Genomic DNA, 15938 nt, shown 5'->3' on the forward strand with positions numbered 1-15938 from the left:
TGCGTGTCCGTCACAGAAAGTCTGCGCAGAATTTTGACCGCCCCCGACCAATTTCCGCCAGCCGATTTTCATTTATTACCAGACTGAGCAATAATATTCCCAAATAATTCAAAAAAACCGACCCTGCGACATTTTATTCGTCATTTTCGCTGTTGACGCCCCTGCCCCCCCCTCATAATGTCGCGCAAGAAGTCACTCCCCATCCGGGGATGCTAAGAAAACATGGAACATAGGGACCTTCCCCAATGAACATCCTTCTGGTCGTCGTAGGAACATGGCGCATGGGCCGGTAACGGAACCTGAAGGTAACCCCATGCGCCCCCGAAGATCGGGGGTTTTTTTTTAGCACTTCACAAAATTTGGACGCGTGTAGACGGAGAGTAAGATGACACGTCAAATGACCGGAGCGAAAATGGTGGTTCAAGCCCTTAAGGATCAGGGTGTGGACACGGTATTCGGCTATCCGGGGGGGGCCGTCCTACCTATTTATGACGAGATCTTCCAGCAAAACGACATTCGCCACATCCTTGTGCGCCACGAACAGGGGGCCGTTCATGCGGCCGAAGGCTACGCCCGTTCAACCGGAAAACCGGGTGTTGTGCTGGTGACCTCCGGCCCCGGTGCCACCAACGCGGTGACCGGCCTGACCGATGCGCTTTTGGACTCGATCCCGCTGGTGGTTCTGACAGGCCAGGTGCCGACCTTCATGATTGGCACCGATGGTTTCCAGGAAGCGGACACGGTGGGCATCACCCGCCCCTGCACCAAGCATAACTGGCTGGTGAAAGAAACTGACAAGCTGGCGGACACAATCCATCAGGCGTTCCACGTGGCCAAGTCCGGCCGCCCGGGCCCGACGCTGATCGACATCCCGAAAGACGTGCAGTTTGCCACCGGCACATATACCGCCCCGTCAAAAACCGATATTTCCCATTACGCCCCGCAACTGCGTGGCGATCTTGAGGCGATCACCGCACTGGTTGACCTGATGGAGAGCGCCAAGCGCCCCATTTTCTATACCGGCGGCGGCGTGATCAACTCGGGCACCGCGGCCTGTCAATTGCTGCGTGAACTGGTGGATGCCACCGGTTTCCCGATCACCTCAACCCTGATGGGGCTTGGGGCCTATCCCGCCTCGGGCGAGAAATGGGTTGGGATGCTGGGCATGCATGGTCTTTATGAGGCCAACATGGCCATGCATGACTGCGATCTGATGATCAATATCGGCGCCCGTTTCGACGACCGGATCACCGGGCGCGTCGATGCCTTTTCACCGAAATCGAAAAAGGCGCATGTGGATATCGACCCCAGCTCGATCAACAAGGTGATCCATGTGGATCTGCCGATCGTGGGGGACGTGGGGCATGTGCTTGAAGATATCCTCAAGGTCTGGAAGGCACGTGGTCGCAAGACGGACCGCGAGGCCATCGCCAAATGGTGGGGCCAGATTGACGAATGGAAAGCGCGTAAATGCCTGACCTACAAGCAAAATGACCAGATCATCCAACCGCAATATGCGCTGGAACGACTGGAAGCCCTGACCAAGGACAAGGACCGTTACGTGGCCACGGAAGTGGGACAGCACCAGATGTGGGCTGCTCAGTTCCTGGGCTTCGAAGATCCGAACCGCTGGCTGACATCCGGCGGGTTGGGCACGATGGGTTATGGCCTGCCGGCAACCGTGGGCGCACAGGTCGCCCACCCGGACAGCCTTGTCATCAACGTGGCGGGGGATGCCTCCTGGCTGATGAATATGCAGGAAATGGGCACGGCCGTGCAGTTCCGCCTGCCAATCAAGCAGTTCATTTTGAACAATGAACGCCTGGGCATGGTGCGCCAGTGGCAGGAGCTTTTGCATGGCGAACGCTATTCGCATAGCTGGTCCGAGAGCCTGCCAGATTTCGTGAAACTGGCCGAAGCCTTTGGCTGCAAGGGCCGTCAGGTGTCGGACCCGGCAGAGCTGGATGACGCCATTCAGGAAATGCTGGACTATGACGGGCCGTTCATTCTGGATGTTCTGGTCGAAAAACACGCCAACTGTTTCCCGATGATCCCGTCGGGGGCCCCGCATAACGACATGTTGATGGGTGAAGCGGAAACCCAGGGTGTTATTGGCGCTGCTGGCGCAACTTTGGTGTAAGGAGACGAAGAAAATGTCTGCACTGAAAATCAAAAAAGGCTCGTCGCGCAAATCGGCCTATGATCTGCGGGACCCGCATTCGGAAGTGATCGAGCGTCACACTCTGGCCTGTGTGGTCGACAACGAAGCAGGCGTTCTGGCGCGTGTGATCGGGCTTTTCGCCGGTCGCGGCTACAATATCGAAAGCCTGACCGTGGCAGAGGTGGATCATCAGGGGCACCGCTCGCGCATCACCATTGTCACCACCGGCACCCCCTCGATCATCGAACAGATCAAGGCCCAGCTGGGGCGGATTGTTCCGGTGCACGAGGTCCACGATCTGACCGTTGAAGGGCCGGCTGTGGAGCGTGAACTTGCCCTGTTCAAGGTGGAAGGCAGTGGGGACAAACGGGTTGAGGCTCTGCGTCTGGCAGATATTTTCCGCGCCAATGTGGTCGACAGCACGCTGAACAGCTTTGTGTTCGAAATCACCGGCACCACGGAAAAAATCGATGCCTTCGCTGAACTGATGCGTCCGCTCGGATTGCTGGAAGTGGCCCGGACCGGGGTTGCCGCGCTGTCTCGCGGAGACAGCTGACACCTGCCCCTTGAAGGATGCTCAATATTGGCCTGCACCGATTGGTGTGGGCCATTTTCTTTCAGGAGAGGTCTCTTAAGAGAGGCAAGATACGCAGCTAAACAGGGGCGGGCTGCTTTACGCAACAACCCTCAGATGGCCGCCGGATTGAGGGATCGGGCGCACACCGCCATCCTGTGGCTCCTGGTTTATTGCCGTGGGGGTGTCCGGTTCAGCCTGATCGCTTACCGGGGCGTCCCCTGCCCCGCCCACCTGCTCTGTTTTATCAGCTTCGGCCCGCAGCAAAACCTGCACATCCAAAGCGGAGGAGCACGGACGGTGGCTCAGAATCTGGCAAACTTCTCGCATGCCGCCAGCGTCACGAACGTCGCAAAGGATCTGATCTCCTGCCTCCAAGTGGTCAAACCCACTTCGAACCAGCGTGTCTGAGGTGATACAGGCCAGAGGGCCCTGATCATCACACCATACCAAACCGATCTTCTTGTCCCTCTTGTACCAGAGAACAATACCGTTCATGACCTGCTCCATTCTTTTAGGGTAACTCTATTCACCGGTTACGAGACCCGCCAGCGGAGTTTTGACTTCGGCGCACACAATTTCGGCGTCACAATCCACGAACTTGACGCGAAAGAGCGTCAACTCCACAACAGCCGAGGTGCTTTCCGACTGCCCCCTGCCACGCGATCTTGGGTCACGAAGGCCATTTACGCAAGGGAAAGTAGAGTTAAATTGTCCTTCCGAAAAAGAAAGGACGCCCGCAGGCGCCCAGTTTCGCTGATAAGGCTCGTCGTTCACTGCCCGTCGTATTTATTGCCTGCGGCCTTATCCGCGTCGAGGACGAGCGCACCCGCCCCGCGTGAGGATGGGGGGCAAAACCGCCCACCCTAACCCTTGCGCCCAGCCCAAAGAAGGGGAATTAAGGCGCAAATTCAATCAGCTACACCCAGACGTTCCCCCGCAAGTGTTGCATTTCATACAGGTGCCATTGCGCACCAGCGTGTAATTCCCGCATTCGCCACAGGGATCCCCCTCATAGCCCTGCATCTTTGCCTTGGTCCGTTGGTCCATCGACATGACCATACCCGACGCATCGGCTGCATCGCTTGTCGAAACAGTTGAAATGTCCGTTGAGGGCGCACGATCCAGCGCAGTTTCCGGGACCAGCGTTTCAAGTGCCACCACCGGATCGGTTCCGTTCAACGACACATCCTGTCCGCCCTGCAGAACCACCAGCTCTTGCGGCAGCCGTTTACGCAGATATCCGGTAGAGCTGATTTGTTTCAGCACTTCCAAGGACTTGGAGGCAGCACTCTCGGACATTTCCTGAACATTGGAGACACCCTCTTCCTGCCCACGACCCAAATCGTCGAAACTGGCGCCTGACGGTTTTACATGGGCCAGATCAGTGCGATCGAGATAGGACACAGCCAGTTCGCGGAAGATGTAATCGAGGATCGAAGTGGCATTCTTGATCGAGTCATTGCCCTGCACCATCCCCGCCGGTTCAAATTTGGTGAAGGTGAACGCGTCCACGAATTCTTCAAGCGGCACGCCATATTGCAGGCCAACAGACACCGCGATGGCAAAATTGTTCATCATCGCCCGGAAGCCTGCGCCTTCCTTATGCATGTCGATGAAAATCTCACCCAGATTGCCATCTTCATATTCACCCGTGCGCAGATAGACCTTGTGGCCGCCGACAATCGCCTTCTGGGTATAGCCCTTGCGCCGTTCCGGCAATTTCTCGCGGCCGCGCGCCACCTCTTTGATCACCACTTTCTCGATGATCTTTTCCGCCAGAACCACCGCTTTTTCCTGCGGGGTGCCCGAGGTCAGAACCTCTTCTGCCTCCTCGTCATCTTCGACCAGCGACGCGGCCAGAGGTTGGGACAGTTTCGATCCGTCGCGGTAAAGCGCATTGGCCTTGATACCAAGCGACCAGCTTAGCTCATACGCTTTCTGGCAATCCTCGATCGTGGCGTCATTGGGCATATTGATCGTTTTGGAAATGGCGCCGGAAATAAAGGACTGCGCCGCGGCCATCATGTGGATGTGGCTGTCAACGCTCAGGAAACGCTTGCCTTTTTTACCACAGGGATTGGCGCAATCGAAAATGGCATAATGCTCTTTCTTCAGGAATGGCGCCCCTTCAAGCGTCATCGTCCCGCAGACGTGATCATTCGCCGCCTCGATGTCCTGACGGGTAAAGCCCAGATGGGAAAGCAGGCTGAACCCCGGATCATTCAGCTTTTCTTCCGGGATGCCCAGCACATTGGTGCAGAACTCCTCACCAAGGGTCCATTGGTTGAACACAAAACGAATGTCGAAAGCAGAGGGCAGCGCCGCCTCGATCTTTTCAATCTCGTTTGCCCCGAACCCATGCCCGATCAGCGTGGTGTGGTTGATCGCCGGACCATTGCCCAGGGTGCCATGCCCCACCGCATAGGACACGATCTCTTCGATCTGTGCCGAAGAATAGCCCAGTTTTTCGAGGGCCGCGGGCACCGAGCGGTTGATGATCTTGAAATACCCGCCCCCGGCAAGCTTTTTGAACTTCACCAGCGCGAAATCCGGCTCAATCCCGGTGGTGTCGCAATCCATCACAAGGCCGATTGTGCCGGTCGGGGCAATGACCGAAACCTGCGCATTGCGGAACCCGTGTTTTTCGCCAAGAAGCAGTGCTTCGTCCCAAGATCCCATCGCCAGCTCAACCAGACGGGCATCGGGACAGTTGGCGTGATCCAGTGGCACGGGAAGAACCTCAAGCTGCTCATACCCATCCGACGCGCCATAGGACGCGGTGCGGTGGTTGCGGATCACCTTGAGCATATGTTCGCGATTGCGGACATAACCGTCAAACGCCCCCAGCTCTCCCGCCATTTCAGCCGAGGTGGCATAGGCGACGCCGGTCATGATCGCGGTCAGCGCCCCACACAGGGCACGCCCCTCAACCGAGTCGTAGCCAAGCCCCATATTCATCAGCAGGCCACCGATATTGGCATAGCCCAACCCGAGTGTGCGGAAATCATGGCTGAGCTGCGCAATCTCTTTCGACGGGAACTGCGCCATCATCACCGAGATTTCCAGCGTCACGGTCCAAAGCCGGGTCGCATGCATGTAATCCTCAGCCTGAAACACGCCGTCCTTCAGGAAGGTCAGCAGGTTCATCGACGCGAGGTTACAGGCGGTGTCATCAAGGAACATATATTCCGAACACGGGTTTGAGCCGCGAATCTCGCCATCTTCCGGGCAGGTGTGCCAGGCGTTGACCGTGTCGTGATATTGGATGCCGGGATCGGCACAGGCCCAGGCGGCGTGACCGATCTGATCCCAGAGATCGCGGGCGGAAATCGTCTTGGCAACGGCGCCATCGGTCCGGCGGATCAGTTCCCAGTCCGCATCATTTTCAACCGCTTTCAGAAAGGCATCGGTTACCCGGACCGAGTTGTTGGAGTTCTGCCCCGAGACGGTGGCATAGGCCTCGCTATCCCAATCGGTGTCATAGGTCGGGAACTCAATCGCGGCAAAGCCCTGCTTGGCGTAATCCAACACGCGCTTTACGTAAGCTTCTGGGATCGCAACCTTTTTCGCGGCCCGAACGGCGCCCTTCAGGCTTTCGTTGACCTTCGGATCATAGGCGTCTTCTTCCGCCCCGTCCCAGGCGCGGATCGCGGCGAAAATGTCGTTCAGATGCGCTTCGTGCATCTTCGAGCCCGCGACCAGAGAGGCCACTTTCTGCTCTTCCTTGACCTTCCAGTTGATATATTCCTCGATATCCGGGTGATCAGCATCAACAATCACCATCTTAGCGGCGCGCCGGGTGGTGCCCCCGGATTTGATCGCCCCCGCAGCCCGGTCCCCGATCTTGAGGAACCCCATCAGGCCAGAGCTTTTGCCGCCGCCTGACAGGGCTTCGTTTTCGGCCCGCAGGCTGGAGAAGTTCGTGCCGGTGCCTGAACCGTATTTGAACAGGCGCGCCTCGCGCACCCAAAGATCCATGATCCCGCCATTCCCCACCAGATCATCGCCAACGGATTGGATGAAACAGGCATGGGGTTGAGGATGCTCATATGCGCTGGTCGAACGGGTCAGTTTCTTTGTCGCATGATCGACATAGTGATGCCCCTGGCTTGGCCCATCAATCCCATAGGCCCAGTGCAGACCGGTGTTGAACCATTGGGGCGAGTTCGGGGCGGCCCGCTGGCTTGCAAGCATGTGGCGCATTTCGTCGAAATACGCGCGCGCATCCTCTTCCGACGTGAAATACCCGCCCTTCCAGCCCCAGTAAGCCCAAGCCCCGGCAAGCCGGTCGAAAACCTGTTTGGCTGAGGTTTCGCCACCAAACCGCGCCTCTTGCGGCAGTTCATCCATGGCTTTTTCGTCCGGAACCGAGCGCCAGAGGAAGGATGGAACCCCCTTTTCCTTCACCCGTTTCGACACTGCCGGAACGCCTGCTTTGCGGAAATATTTCTGCGCAATCACATCCGAGGCAACCTGGCTCCAGGAAGCGGGAACTTCGCAGTTTTCAAGCTGGAACACGATGGTGCCATCAGGGTTTCGGATCTCGGATGAAGTGGTGGTGAAATCCAGGTCAGCATAGGCATCCGCCCCGGCTTTGGTGAATTTGCGCTCAATCTTCATCTTGCCCTGTCATCCTTATGCATGCGGTATGGCCATTGGCCACTCTGTCCAAAAATATCTTCGATATCACCAGCCAATGGTAGAAACGGGATCTTTCCTGCGCATTGCCACAAGGTCAGGACCACAACAGCAGTCCTCATATGCAATGCCCTCTGTCCCACCGCCACCAAGCCACCATATATTGTGGCCATGTGATCGACCCCCACAACGTGGCGTAGGACCACCTCAGTCGTCAATGATATTTTAAGATATATCCACAGCTCTTTTTCATTGACCCAACACGGCAGTTTTGCCGTTGGGAATTAACCTTTTGATTCCCTTAAAACACAACCCTCGCGTGTAGCCTTATTTTTCTGATAACTGGGTTGGATGATCCGCTCTTCTCATGACGCCGCCTTCCATTATTGTGTCGCCCCCCCAACTCCGGAGCTGTGGAAACCCTGTGCATGGATACGCAAATCTGAAAACTGGAGCCTTCCCCCCCCAAACCGCCCGGGGAAAGCAGCCTCTTGATGAAAGCGCCCCCCCCTCGCGCGCGCCTCAGGGAGGGCACGGTTTCTTTTGCATTGTCGCGATTGCCATTCTATTTTCTGTTTGCCTGAAGGGAACGATCCATTCCTTTCAGCACATGCTGAAAGCGTTTTGGTTTCAAGCCTAGGGACGGAAAACCGAAACGAAGCATAGGTTGTGAGTGTTGTGAGTGTTTTTTGATAAATATGTGTCTCGGGGTTATCCCGAAACGCTTTAGATAACGGAACACCAAATGCAGAAGTTATTTATCCATATTGGTTTTGAGAAAACAGGCACGACTTATCTACAACGATGTTTTGAGCAGCATTCAGACTGGCTGGCGTCCAACAATTTCATTTATCCTTGGGGTGAAAACCAGCGCTATTACCTGCAGCAACATGTACCGCTCGCCTGCTATTGGATGGGGGTGACACGCAACTGGTTGCCGCGAGAAAAGCAACCTGACGAGGGCACTTGGCAGCAGTTTCTGGAAGATATTGCCCCTTTCCCCAACCACAATATCCTGGTTTCGTCCGAAGCTTTGGGATCAAAGGATACCAAACCCGAAAGTATCCTGCGCATGGCGGAGATCCTGCAAGATTTCGAGGTGAAAATCATTGTCTATTTACGGCCTCAATTTGACTATGCGATTTCGATGATCCAGCAAGTTAGGAAGCACGGCGGCGTCGAAGTCTCACCAGAGTTCTGGGCGTCGGGAACAGCCCCCATGCTCGACTATGCAGCGCGTCTCAAACCCTTTTTCGACGCGTTTGGAAAAGAGAATGTAACGATCAGGCAATACGACCAAAGGCAGTTTCAGAAGGGCGATCTGTTTCATGACTTCCTGTCGACCCTCTCACTGGAGTTCGAAGGAAGCCTCCCACCGCAACGGGTCAATAAATCCATCAGCCTGGAGGAGATGGAAGCGCTGAAATCAGTCAACCGATATCTGACCAGTGTCTATTCCAACAGCGACACACGATTTGAGGACCATCAGGTCAGAACTATCATCCGCAACTGGCTGGCCCAGATGCCCAAGAACGTAACGCCAATTTTTCATGGTATTGACCCCGCTTTGCAGGCGAAAACCATTGAGCATTATGCAGAGATGAACGCCGATCTCATGGGGGTGGATTTTGACCACATCCTTTATAACGATTACGAGTTTAAAACCGTAGATACCGAACAGGTGCTCGCCAAACTCACGGTTCTGATTGCCCGACAACTTGTGAAGGAGCGGCGGGAAAGGGCAAAGGGTTCGCCCCGATCTGAGTAAGGCCCGGGAACCATCTTCCGACAATTTTCCGTGACACCACAACCTATTCGCCAGAGAGAACAGAGAGGTGCTCGGCTCGCAAATGGGTAAATCAGGTTATGGACAAAAGCGACACACGCCTGACCCCGCGTGCGCCCCACGACACTTCTGGGCGGCCTAGAAGCAACAAAATGGAAGATAGAGAAGATGGTCGGGACGGCAAGATTCGAACTTGCGACCTACGGTACCCAAAACCGTCGCGCTACCAGGCTGCGCTACGCCCCGACAGGAGGACAGATAACGATCTCTTTTGTGTGAGAAAAGCCCTAAACGTCGGAAAAGTGAGAAATCTTGCCAGAAAATTTTCAGGTGACAGCCAGGAGCTTGCGTCACTCGGAACAGGGCCAGGCCGCAAGGCTTTGCACAACGAAAGGAGAGCGCAATTCGCTGCCTTCTGAAATGCCGATCTGCCGCGCCAGCCCCCCGTTGATTTCCAGAACATAGCGCACATCCTGCCCCCCGTTGACGGGGGTCAGGTCCCCGGGCTGCGCATTTTCATGCACATAAGTGACCCGCCCATCAGAAGAGAGAAAGATCATGTCCAGCGGGATCAGGGTGTTTTTCATCCAAAATGCCACCTGATGCGCAAAGGGATAGACAAACAGCATCCCCTGCCCTTTTGGCAGTTCTTCACGAAACATCAGCCCCTTGGCGCGCTCCCGGTTGCTCTGGGCCACTTCAACGGAAAACCCGGCCTGCCCCCAGACCCCGCGCAGATCTACGCGATCGGAACGACACTCGGCCTGCCCCGGCAAGGCCAGACAGATCAGCAAAACTGAAAGCAAAAACCGCATGAACCAGATCCCTTATCGCCCTGCCCGCATTCAAAACGCAAAGGCAGGACAAGATCAACTGGTTCAGTTCACGGCAGAATCCCAAGCCGATACGACAAGCGCAAGTTTTCCGCGTTTTCCCTGAACCGTGCGCAGGCAAATCGCCTCTCCGGGCTGCAGATCTGCCAAACCGGACCGGCGCAGAACCTCGATATGAATGAATACGTCTTCATCCGAGCCAAAGATATTGGCAAAACCAAACCCTTTACCCTTGTCAAACCACTTCACGCGGGCGGGCTCAATCGGGCCTGCATTTTCGAGATCAATCTCACCGGTCTGCTCTTCGCTCAGCCCCGTCAGATCAGGTGTTTCCGGCGGCGTTATCGACCGGACAAGAACAGCCTGACGACCACGCTGGGTGTCCTGCACTTCAATCTCAATCCCGGCCCCGTCCGCAACGGAGCTTTGCCCATAATTTCTCAGGACATTGGCGTGAAGCAGAATATCTGCGCCACCCTCATCGGCAATCACAAACCCAAATCCCTTGGTGGGATCAAACCACTTTACATGTCCATGCAGAACCACTGTGTTCTGCACCTCAGACTCGTGCGTCATCTGGTCACCCTAAAAGTTCACATCCCCACCTATAGTTTTGAAACAATTGGTGTGTGCCCGCAAGCCAAAACTACCTGTCCTTTTAGACAGGTTTTGACCGGTAACCCTGCATGAACAACGCAAAAATTTACTTTCTTTTAAGGATTCAAACGGGTCACAACCCAGTTCGGATTGCCCTTTTCGCGTGTCCATCGAAAGCGGTCATGCAACCGGAACGCGCCATCCGCCCAGAACTCTATCTCAACCGGGTGAATGCGATATCCGCCCCAGAAAGGCGGACGTTTCGGTGATGGCCCATGGGTGGCGGTGACTTTGGCAACCTCAGCCATCAGCGCGGCACGAGATGAAAGCGGCGCGCTTTGGTGCGAGGCCCATGCCCCGAGGCGGCTTTTCAGCGACCGGGAGCTGTAATAGGCATCGGCCTGCGGCCCCTCCTCTCGTGTCACCGTGCCGCGCACCCGGATCTGTCGGCGCAGCGATTTCCAGTGCATTACAAACGATGCCTTACCGGTGGCTTCGATCTCCTGCGCCTTGGCCGATCCATAATTGGTATAGAACACGAATGCGTCATCCTCGATCTCTTTCAACAGCACCATTCGGGAATTCGGCATCCCCTCCGGATCCACCGTGGAAAGCGCAATGGCATTGGGGTCATTCAGCTCGGACGCTTCCGCTTCGATCAGCCAGTGGCGCGCAATTTCAAATGGGTTGTCGCCCGCAAAGATCCCGTCCCGCTCAGACATGTCACTTCCTTTCCGAACCAATATAACAGATGCCATTAAGGCGCATTTGTCTCGCGATTGTCAGCCTAATGTATCTGGCCTTTCCAACCAGACTTGCAGTAAGATGGGCAATCGCCTAAATGGGCTTAAACCAGAAATGTGGAACGGGGAACAGAGAATGTCGACCGGTTTGATGAATGGCAAGCGCGGCCTGATTATGGGGCTCGCAAATGACAAATCCATTGCATGGGGGATTGCCAAAGCCTGTGCGGATCAGGGTGCAGAGCTTGCCTTTTCCTATCAGGGGGACGCTTTGAAAAAGCGGGTGGCCCCGCTGGCGCAACAGCTTGGGTCGGATATTGTCGAACCCTGCGACGTGTCGGATGCCGCTTCGATTGACGCGCTTTTTGCCACGCTGGAAGAGAAATGGGGAAAGCTGGATTTTATCGTCCATGCCATTGGTTTCTCGGACAAAACTGAACTTCGCGGGCGGTATATCGACACCAGCCCCGAGAACTTCCGCCTGACCATGGATATCTCTGTCTACAGCTTTACGGCCGTGGCCCGCCGTGCGGCGGCGATGATGCCTGATGGCGGTTCGATGCTGACACTGACCTATTACGGTGCCGAACAGGTGATGCCGCATTACAATGTGATGGGTGTTGCCAAAGCCGCGCTTGAGGCCTCGGTCCGCTACATGGCCGAAGACCTGGGCAAGGACAATATCCGTGTGAACTCGATCTCTGCCGGCCCGATCAAGACGCTCGCCGCCTCCGGGATCGGGGATTTCCGCTACATTCTGAAATGGAACGAGCTGAACTCGCCCCTGCGCCGCAATGTGACGATTGAAGATGTCGGCAAGTCCGCGCTGTATCTGCTGTCCGACCTCGGCAGCGGTGTCACCGGTGAAACCCATCACGTGGATGCCGGCTATCACGTTGTCGGCATGAAAGCGGTCGATGCGCCGGATATCGACGTGGCCACCGGCCGCAAGTGATTGAAAGGGACTGTTATGAATGATCGTCTGCCCCATGAAAAAGGGTTCCACATCAGCTGGGACCAGATCCATCGCGATTCCCGGGCGCTGGCATGGCGTCTGGATGGACAGGGCCCGGATGATGGCGCATGGCGCGCGGTTGTGGCCATTACCCGTGGCGGCATGGCCCCTGCGATGATTGTCAGCCGTGAGCTCGACATTCGCACCGTGGATACGATTTCCGTGCGCTCCTACCACCATCAGGCCCAGGGCGAAGCGGAAGTCCTGAAAGCGCCGGACGAAAAGATCATGGGCGACGGCGAAGGCATCCTGATCATCGACGATCTTGTCGACAGTGGCAAAACTCTGGAACTGGTGCGGCAAATGTATCCGAAAGCGCATTTCGCAACGGTTTATGCCAAGCCCAAGGGCCGCCCTCAGGTGGACACGTTCATCACTGAAGTCAGCCAGGACACGTGGATTTTCTTCCCCTGGGACATGGCCCTGCAATATGTCGAACCCTATCGGGGCAAAGACTGACCGCCACGGAAAAGCAAACTGGCAGGCAAACTGACAGACAAAAAACACCCCGGTCCCGCGACCGGGGTTTTCTTTTCCCCCCTGAACATCATGCAAAAAAGGTGCCCATGCAAAGCATTGGACACCTCAGAATTGTCAGTTCATCAAAAAAGACGACAGGCGTGTTATTCAGCAGCTTCCGGCGCATCAGGCGCTTCGGGCTGCGATTGCGCGCCCCCGCCCTGATCGTCGGATTTCACATCCGCTTTGGGCTTGGCCGGGCGGCGCGGTTTGCGCGGTTTGGCCGGGGCCTTTTTGGGCTTGCTCTCAGGGGTTTCGACCAGACCGCTATCTTCGGGCGCCTCGATCAGATCAGGTTGCTCAGCCCCTTCCAGAGTGGCATCAGCGGGCGCGTCAACGACGTCGGCGGATGTATCTGCCTTACGCTCCCGTTCGTCCTTTTCACGTTGCTGGCGCTCACGGTTTTGCTGTTCTGCCTGCTGGCGCCGGGCATCCACCTCGCGCTGCGCTTCTGCCAGAATGCGCGTATAATGCTCAGCATGCTGCTGAAAGTTTTCACCGGCCACCCGGTCATTCGACAAGAAAGCATCGCGTGCCAGCTGGCTGTATTTCTCGATGATCTGCTGCGGCGTGCCACGCACCTTGCCCTCTGGGCCCGAGCTGTCAAATACGCGGTTGATGATATTGCCCGGATTGTTCCGGTTGCGGTTCGACTTATTGCGCGAGCGGGACTTCGAAGATCTCATTAGCTTTTGCTTTCAGCCTTGTCACAGGCAAGTGGTCGCAAGGACCAGTGTTGTCTCGGACAGGGCGCGAAGGCGCATCCACAGGTCCGTTTTTGGGGCTTAAAGTCGACCGATGTCCCAAAGGACTACCGCCATCGACATCTCTTTCGTAACCATCACCGACAGGAGAGACAAGTGCAATCTGCCTGTTTCATACGGAAAACGCGTTTTTTCCACATTTTTGCGCATCATTTTGCGCAGCCAGAGACCAAAATGCGGGATGATCTATTGCAGTATAGCACAAACCACCCGATCCCGGCCATCCATGTCCTGTTTGATCTGAACATCGGACAGGCCAGCCCCCCCGAACATCGCGGCCACCGCTGCCCCCTGCGTGGGACCAATTTCAACCATCACCCGCCCGCCCGGTTGCAAAAAACGGATCGATTGAGCGGCAATTTCTCGATACGGTTCCAACCCGTCCCCGCCCGGCGTCAGCGCCATATGCGGCTCCCAATTCAGCACATCCGGTGCGAGAGCCGCCATCTCGTCCGCAGCAATATAGGGGGGATTGGAGACGATCAGGTCAAATCGACCGTCCACGGGGGCAAACCAGTTGCCTTTGAGAAAGGAAACACGCGGCAGAACGCCAAGGGCCCGGGCATTTTCGCAAGCCACCTCAAGCGCCGCTGGTGACAGGTCCACCCCCACCCCCTGCGCGCCCTCACGTTCCGCCAGAAGTGTCACAAGGATGCAGCCTGATCCCGTGCCCAGATCCAGAACCCGCCCGAACGGCTCCTGCAGGGCCAGTGAGACCAGTTCTTCGGTCTCAGGGCGCGGATCCAGCACATCCTGAGTGACGCGGAAATCACGCCCATAGAAATGGCGTTTGCCCACGATCTGAGCCACCGGCTGGCGGGCAATCCGGGCCTCGATGGCTTGGTCGAACCTTTGTTTCTGATCCGCGCTGAGTGGGTCAGGCAGCGCCAGCGTCAGACGTCCGCGATCAATCCCCAGCGCGTAAGCCAGCAGCGCGCGCGCATCCCCCGCGCCACCCTCAATACCCGCCTCAGAAAGCCGCCGCACACCCTGCACCAGCAGCATCTGCGCCGTCAGATCAGACGCAGTCATGTGTCCATCTCAGCCAGTTGTGCGGCCTGGGTTTCGGCAATCAGCGCGTCAATCACCTCATCCAGATCCCCGTTCATGATCTGGTCAAGCTTGTAAAGCGTGAGGTTGATCCGGTGATCCGTCATACGCCCTTGCGGAAAATTGTAAGTGCGAATCCGTTCCGATCGATCCCCTGAACCGACCTGTGATTTCCGGTCCGCCGAGCGTTCATCGTCAATCCGCTGCCGCTCCTGATCATATAGTCGGGTTTTCAGAACCTGCATTGCGATCTCGCGATTGCGATGCTGGGATTTTTCGGAACTGGTCACAACGATGCCGGTTGGCAAGTGGGTGATCCGCACCGCGGAATCGGTTGTGTTCACATGCTGTCCCCCCGCGCCCGAGGACCGCATCGTATCAATGCGGATATCATTTGCGTCGATCTGGATATCCACATCTTCGGCTTCCGGCAGAACCGCCACGGTTGCCGCAGAGGTATGGATCCGCCCGCCACTTTCGGTTTCCGGCACGCGTTGCACCCGATGCACGCCACTTTCAAACTTGAGACGTGCAAAGACCCCCTCGCCCTTCACATGCGCGGTGACGTCTTTCACTCCCCCCAGTTCCGACAGGGACTGCTGCATGATTTCGAACTTCCAGCCCTGAGTTTCGGCGTATCGCTGATACATCCGCAGCAGATCACCGGCAAAAAGCGCCGCCTCATCCCCCCCGGTACCGGGGCGGATCTCAATCATTGCCGGGCGACTGTCCGCCGCATCCCTGGGCAAAAGTGCAAGCCGCATCCCCTGCTCAGCCTCGGGCAGACGGGCGCTCAGCTGGGGCAGCTCTTCTTCCGCCAGTTCCCGCATCTCCGGATCGCCCATCATCCCCTCGGCCTCTTCGATATCGGCCAGGAGCTGTTTATAGGCTGCAATTTCCTCCACCACGGGTTTCAGCTCCGCATATTCACGGCCAACCGCGGCGATTTCATCGCCGGACAGACCTTGTGACATGCGCGCTTCGAGAAATTCGAACCGCTCGGTGATCGCGTTGAGTTTTTCCAAAGGAACCATGAAGATCGGTCTGTCTTATTGCCGGGTTTTGGTCAAGAGGCCGGACCGTGATATACTGACCTCATGCGCCATTTCCTTCTTATCGCCATGCTTGTCGGCCCGGCAGCCCAGGCAGATGTGACCGCCCCCAGTGGGAGGGTGATCGACTGTTATTGCACCGATAGTCAGGGCGGACGGGTGGAGCTGGGTCAGGAAATCTGCCTGTTTGTGGACGGGCGCGC

The 15938-nt window shown here is 56.6% G+C and carries 13 protein-coding genes and 1 tRNA gene; 5 read left to right on the forward strand and 9 right to left on the reverse strand.

Going from position 1 to position 15938, the window contains the following annotated elements; genetic code table 11:
• The first annotated feature begins 385 nt into the window (after positions 1 to 385).
• Together XMD517_RS04215 and ilvN are read left to right on the forward strand one after the other, a co-directional pair.
• Positions 386 to 2140 (forward strand): acetolactate synthase 3 large subunit, encoded by a 1755-nt coding sequence (locus XMD517_RS04215; RefSeq protein WP_173486985.1) that lies wholly within the window; start codon positions 386 to 388, stop codon positions 2138 to 2140.
• Positions 2141 to 2153: 13 nt separating this feature from the next.
• Positions 2154 to 2717, forward strand: a complete 564-nt coding sequence (gene ilvN, locus XMD517_RS04220) for an acetolactate synthase small subunit (protein WP_173486984.1) — start codon at positions 2154 to 2156, stop codon at positions 2715 to 2717.
• A gap of 117 nt (positions 2718 to 2834) precedes the next feature.
• On the opposite strand, the gene XMD517_RS04225 is transcribed toward ilvN, so the two are convergent.
• Positions 2835 to 3233 carry a hypothetical protein gene (locus XMD517_RS04225; RefSeq protein ID WP_173486983.1) on the reverse strand — a complete coding sequence of 133 codons (399 nt, stop codon included), beginning with the start codon at positions 3231 to 3233 and terminating at the stop codon, positions 2835 to 2837.
• A 417-nt stretch (positions 3234 to 3650) separates the two neighbouring features.
• Positions 3651 to 7358 (reverse strand): vitamin B12-dependent ribonucleotide reductase, encoded by a 3708-nt coding sequence (locus tag XMD517_RS04230; RefSeq protein ID WP_173486982.1) that lies wholly within the window; start codon positions 7356 to 7358, stop codon positions 3651 to 3653.
• A gap of 763 nt (positions 7359 to 8121) precedes the next feature.
• Here XMD517_RS04230 and XMD517_RS04235 point away from each other — a divergent pair.
• On the forward strand, positions 8122 to 9144 hold the full coding sequence (locus tag XMD517_RS04235) for a hypothetical protein (RefSeq protein ID WP_173486981.1): 1023 nt from the start codon (positions 8122 to 8124) through the stop codon (positions 9142 to 9144).
• Between the two features lie 187 nt (positions 9145 to 9331).
• Here the strand turns inward: XMD517_RS04235 and XMD517_RS04240 are convergent.
• The 4 genes from XMD517_RS04240 to pdxH form a co-directional block, all read right to left on the reverse strand.
• Positions 9332 to 9408 (reverse strand) — tRNA-Pro (locus tag XMD517_RS04240).
• A 104-nt stretch (positions 9409 to 9512) separates the two neighbouring features.
• Positions 9513 to 9977, reverse strand: coding sequence for a DUF192 domain-containing protein (locus tag XMD517_RS04245; RefSeq protein WP_173486980.1), 465 nt, complete (start codon positions 9975 to 9977; stop codon positions 9513 to 9515).
• A gap of 63 nt (positions 9978 to 10040) precedes the next feature.
• Positions 10041 to 10571, reverse strand: coding sequence for a cold-shock protein (locus XMD517_RS04250; RefSeq protein ID WP_173486979.1), 531 nt, complete (start codon positions 10569 to 10571; stop codon positions 10041 to 10043).
• Positions 10572 to 10708: 137 nt separating this feature from the next.
• Positions 10709 to 11314, reverse strand: coding sequence for a pyridoxamine 5'-phosphate oxidase (pdxH, locus tag XMD517_RS04255; protein ID WP_173486978.1), 606 nt, complete (start codon positions 11312 to 11314; stop codon positions 10709 to 10711).
• 157 nt (positions 11315 to 11471) lie between these two features.
• Between pdxH and fabI the strand changes: the two genes are divergently transcribed.
• Positions 11472 to 12290 (forward strand): enoyl-ACP reductase FabI, encoded by an 819-nt coding sequence (gene fabI, locus XMD517_RS04260; RefSeq protein ID WP_055192550.1) that lies wholly within the window; start codon positions 11472 to 11474, stop codon positions 12288 to 12290.
• 15 nt (positions 12291 to 12305) lie between these two features.
• Entirely contained in the window at positions 12306 to 12809 is a 504-nt protein-coding gene (gene gpt, locus XMD517_RS04265; protein ID WP_173486977.1) for a xanthine phosphoribosyltransferase, read from the forward strand.
• Positions 12810 to 12973: 164 nt separating this feature from the next.
• Here gpt and XMD517_RS04270 read toward each other — a convergent pair whose 3' ends face one another.
• The 3 genes from XMD517_RS04270 to prfA all read right to left on the reverse strand — a co-directional run bounded on the left by XMD517_RS04270 (position 12974) and on the right by prfA (position 15717).
• Complete coding sequence (locus XMD517_RS04270) at positions 12974 to 13555, reverse strand: DUF4167 domain-containing protein (RefSeq protein WP_173486976.1); 582 nt, start codon at positions 13553 to 13555, stop codon at positions 12974 to 12976.
• Between the two features lie 264 nt (positions 13556 to 13819).
• Positions 13820 to 14650 (reverse strand): peptide chain release factor N(5)-glutamine methyltransferase, encoded by an 831-nt coding sequence (gene prmC / locus XMD517_RS04275; RefSeq protein WP_371732392.1) that lies wholly within the window; start codon positions 14648 to 14650, stop codon positions 13820 to 13822.
• 11 nt (positions 14651 to 14661) lie between these two features.
• The gene (gene prfA, locus XMD517_RS04280; RefSeq protein WP_173486974.1) at positions 14662 to 15717 is read right to left on the reverse strand and encodes a peptide chain release factor 1; all 1056 of its coding nucleotides are present in this window, start codon (positions 15715 to 15717) and stop codon (positions 14662 to 14664) included.
• Between the last annotated feature and the right edge of the window lie 221 nt (positions 15718 to 15938).

It is taken from the genome of Aliiroseovarius sp. xm-d-517 (genome assembly GCF_013283135.1).
Lineage (GTDB): Bacteria > Pseudomonadota > Alphaproteobacteria > Rhodobacterales > Rhodobacteraceae > Aliiroseovarius > Aliiroseovarius crassostreae.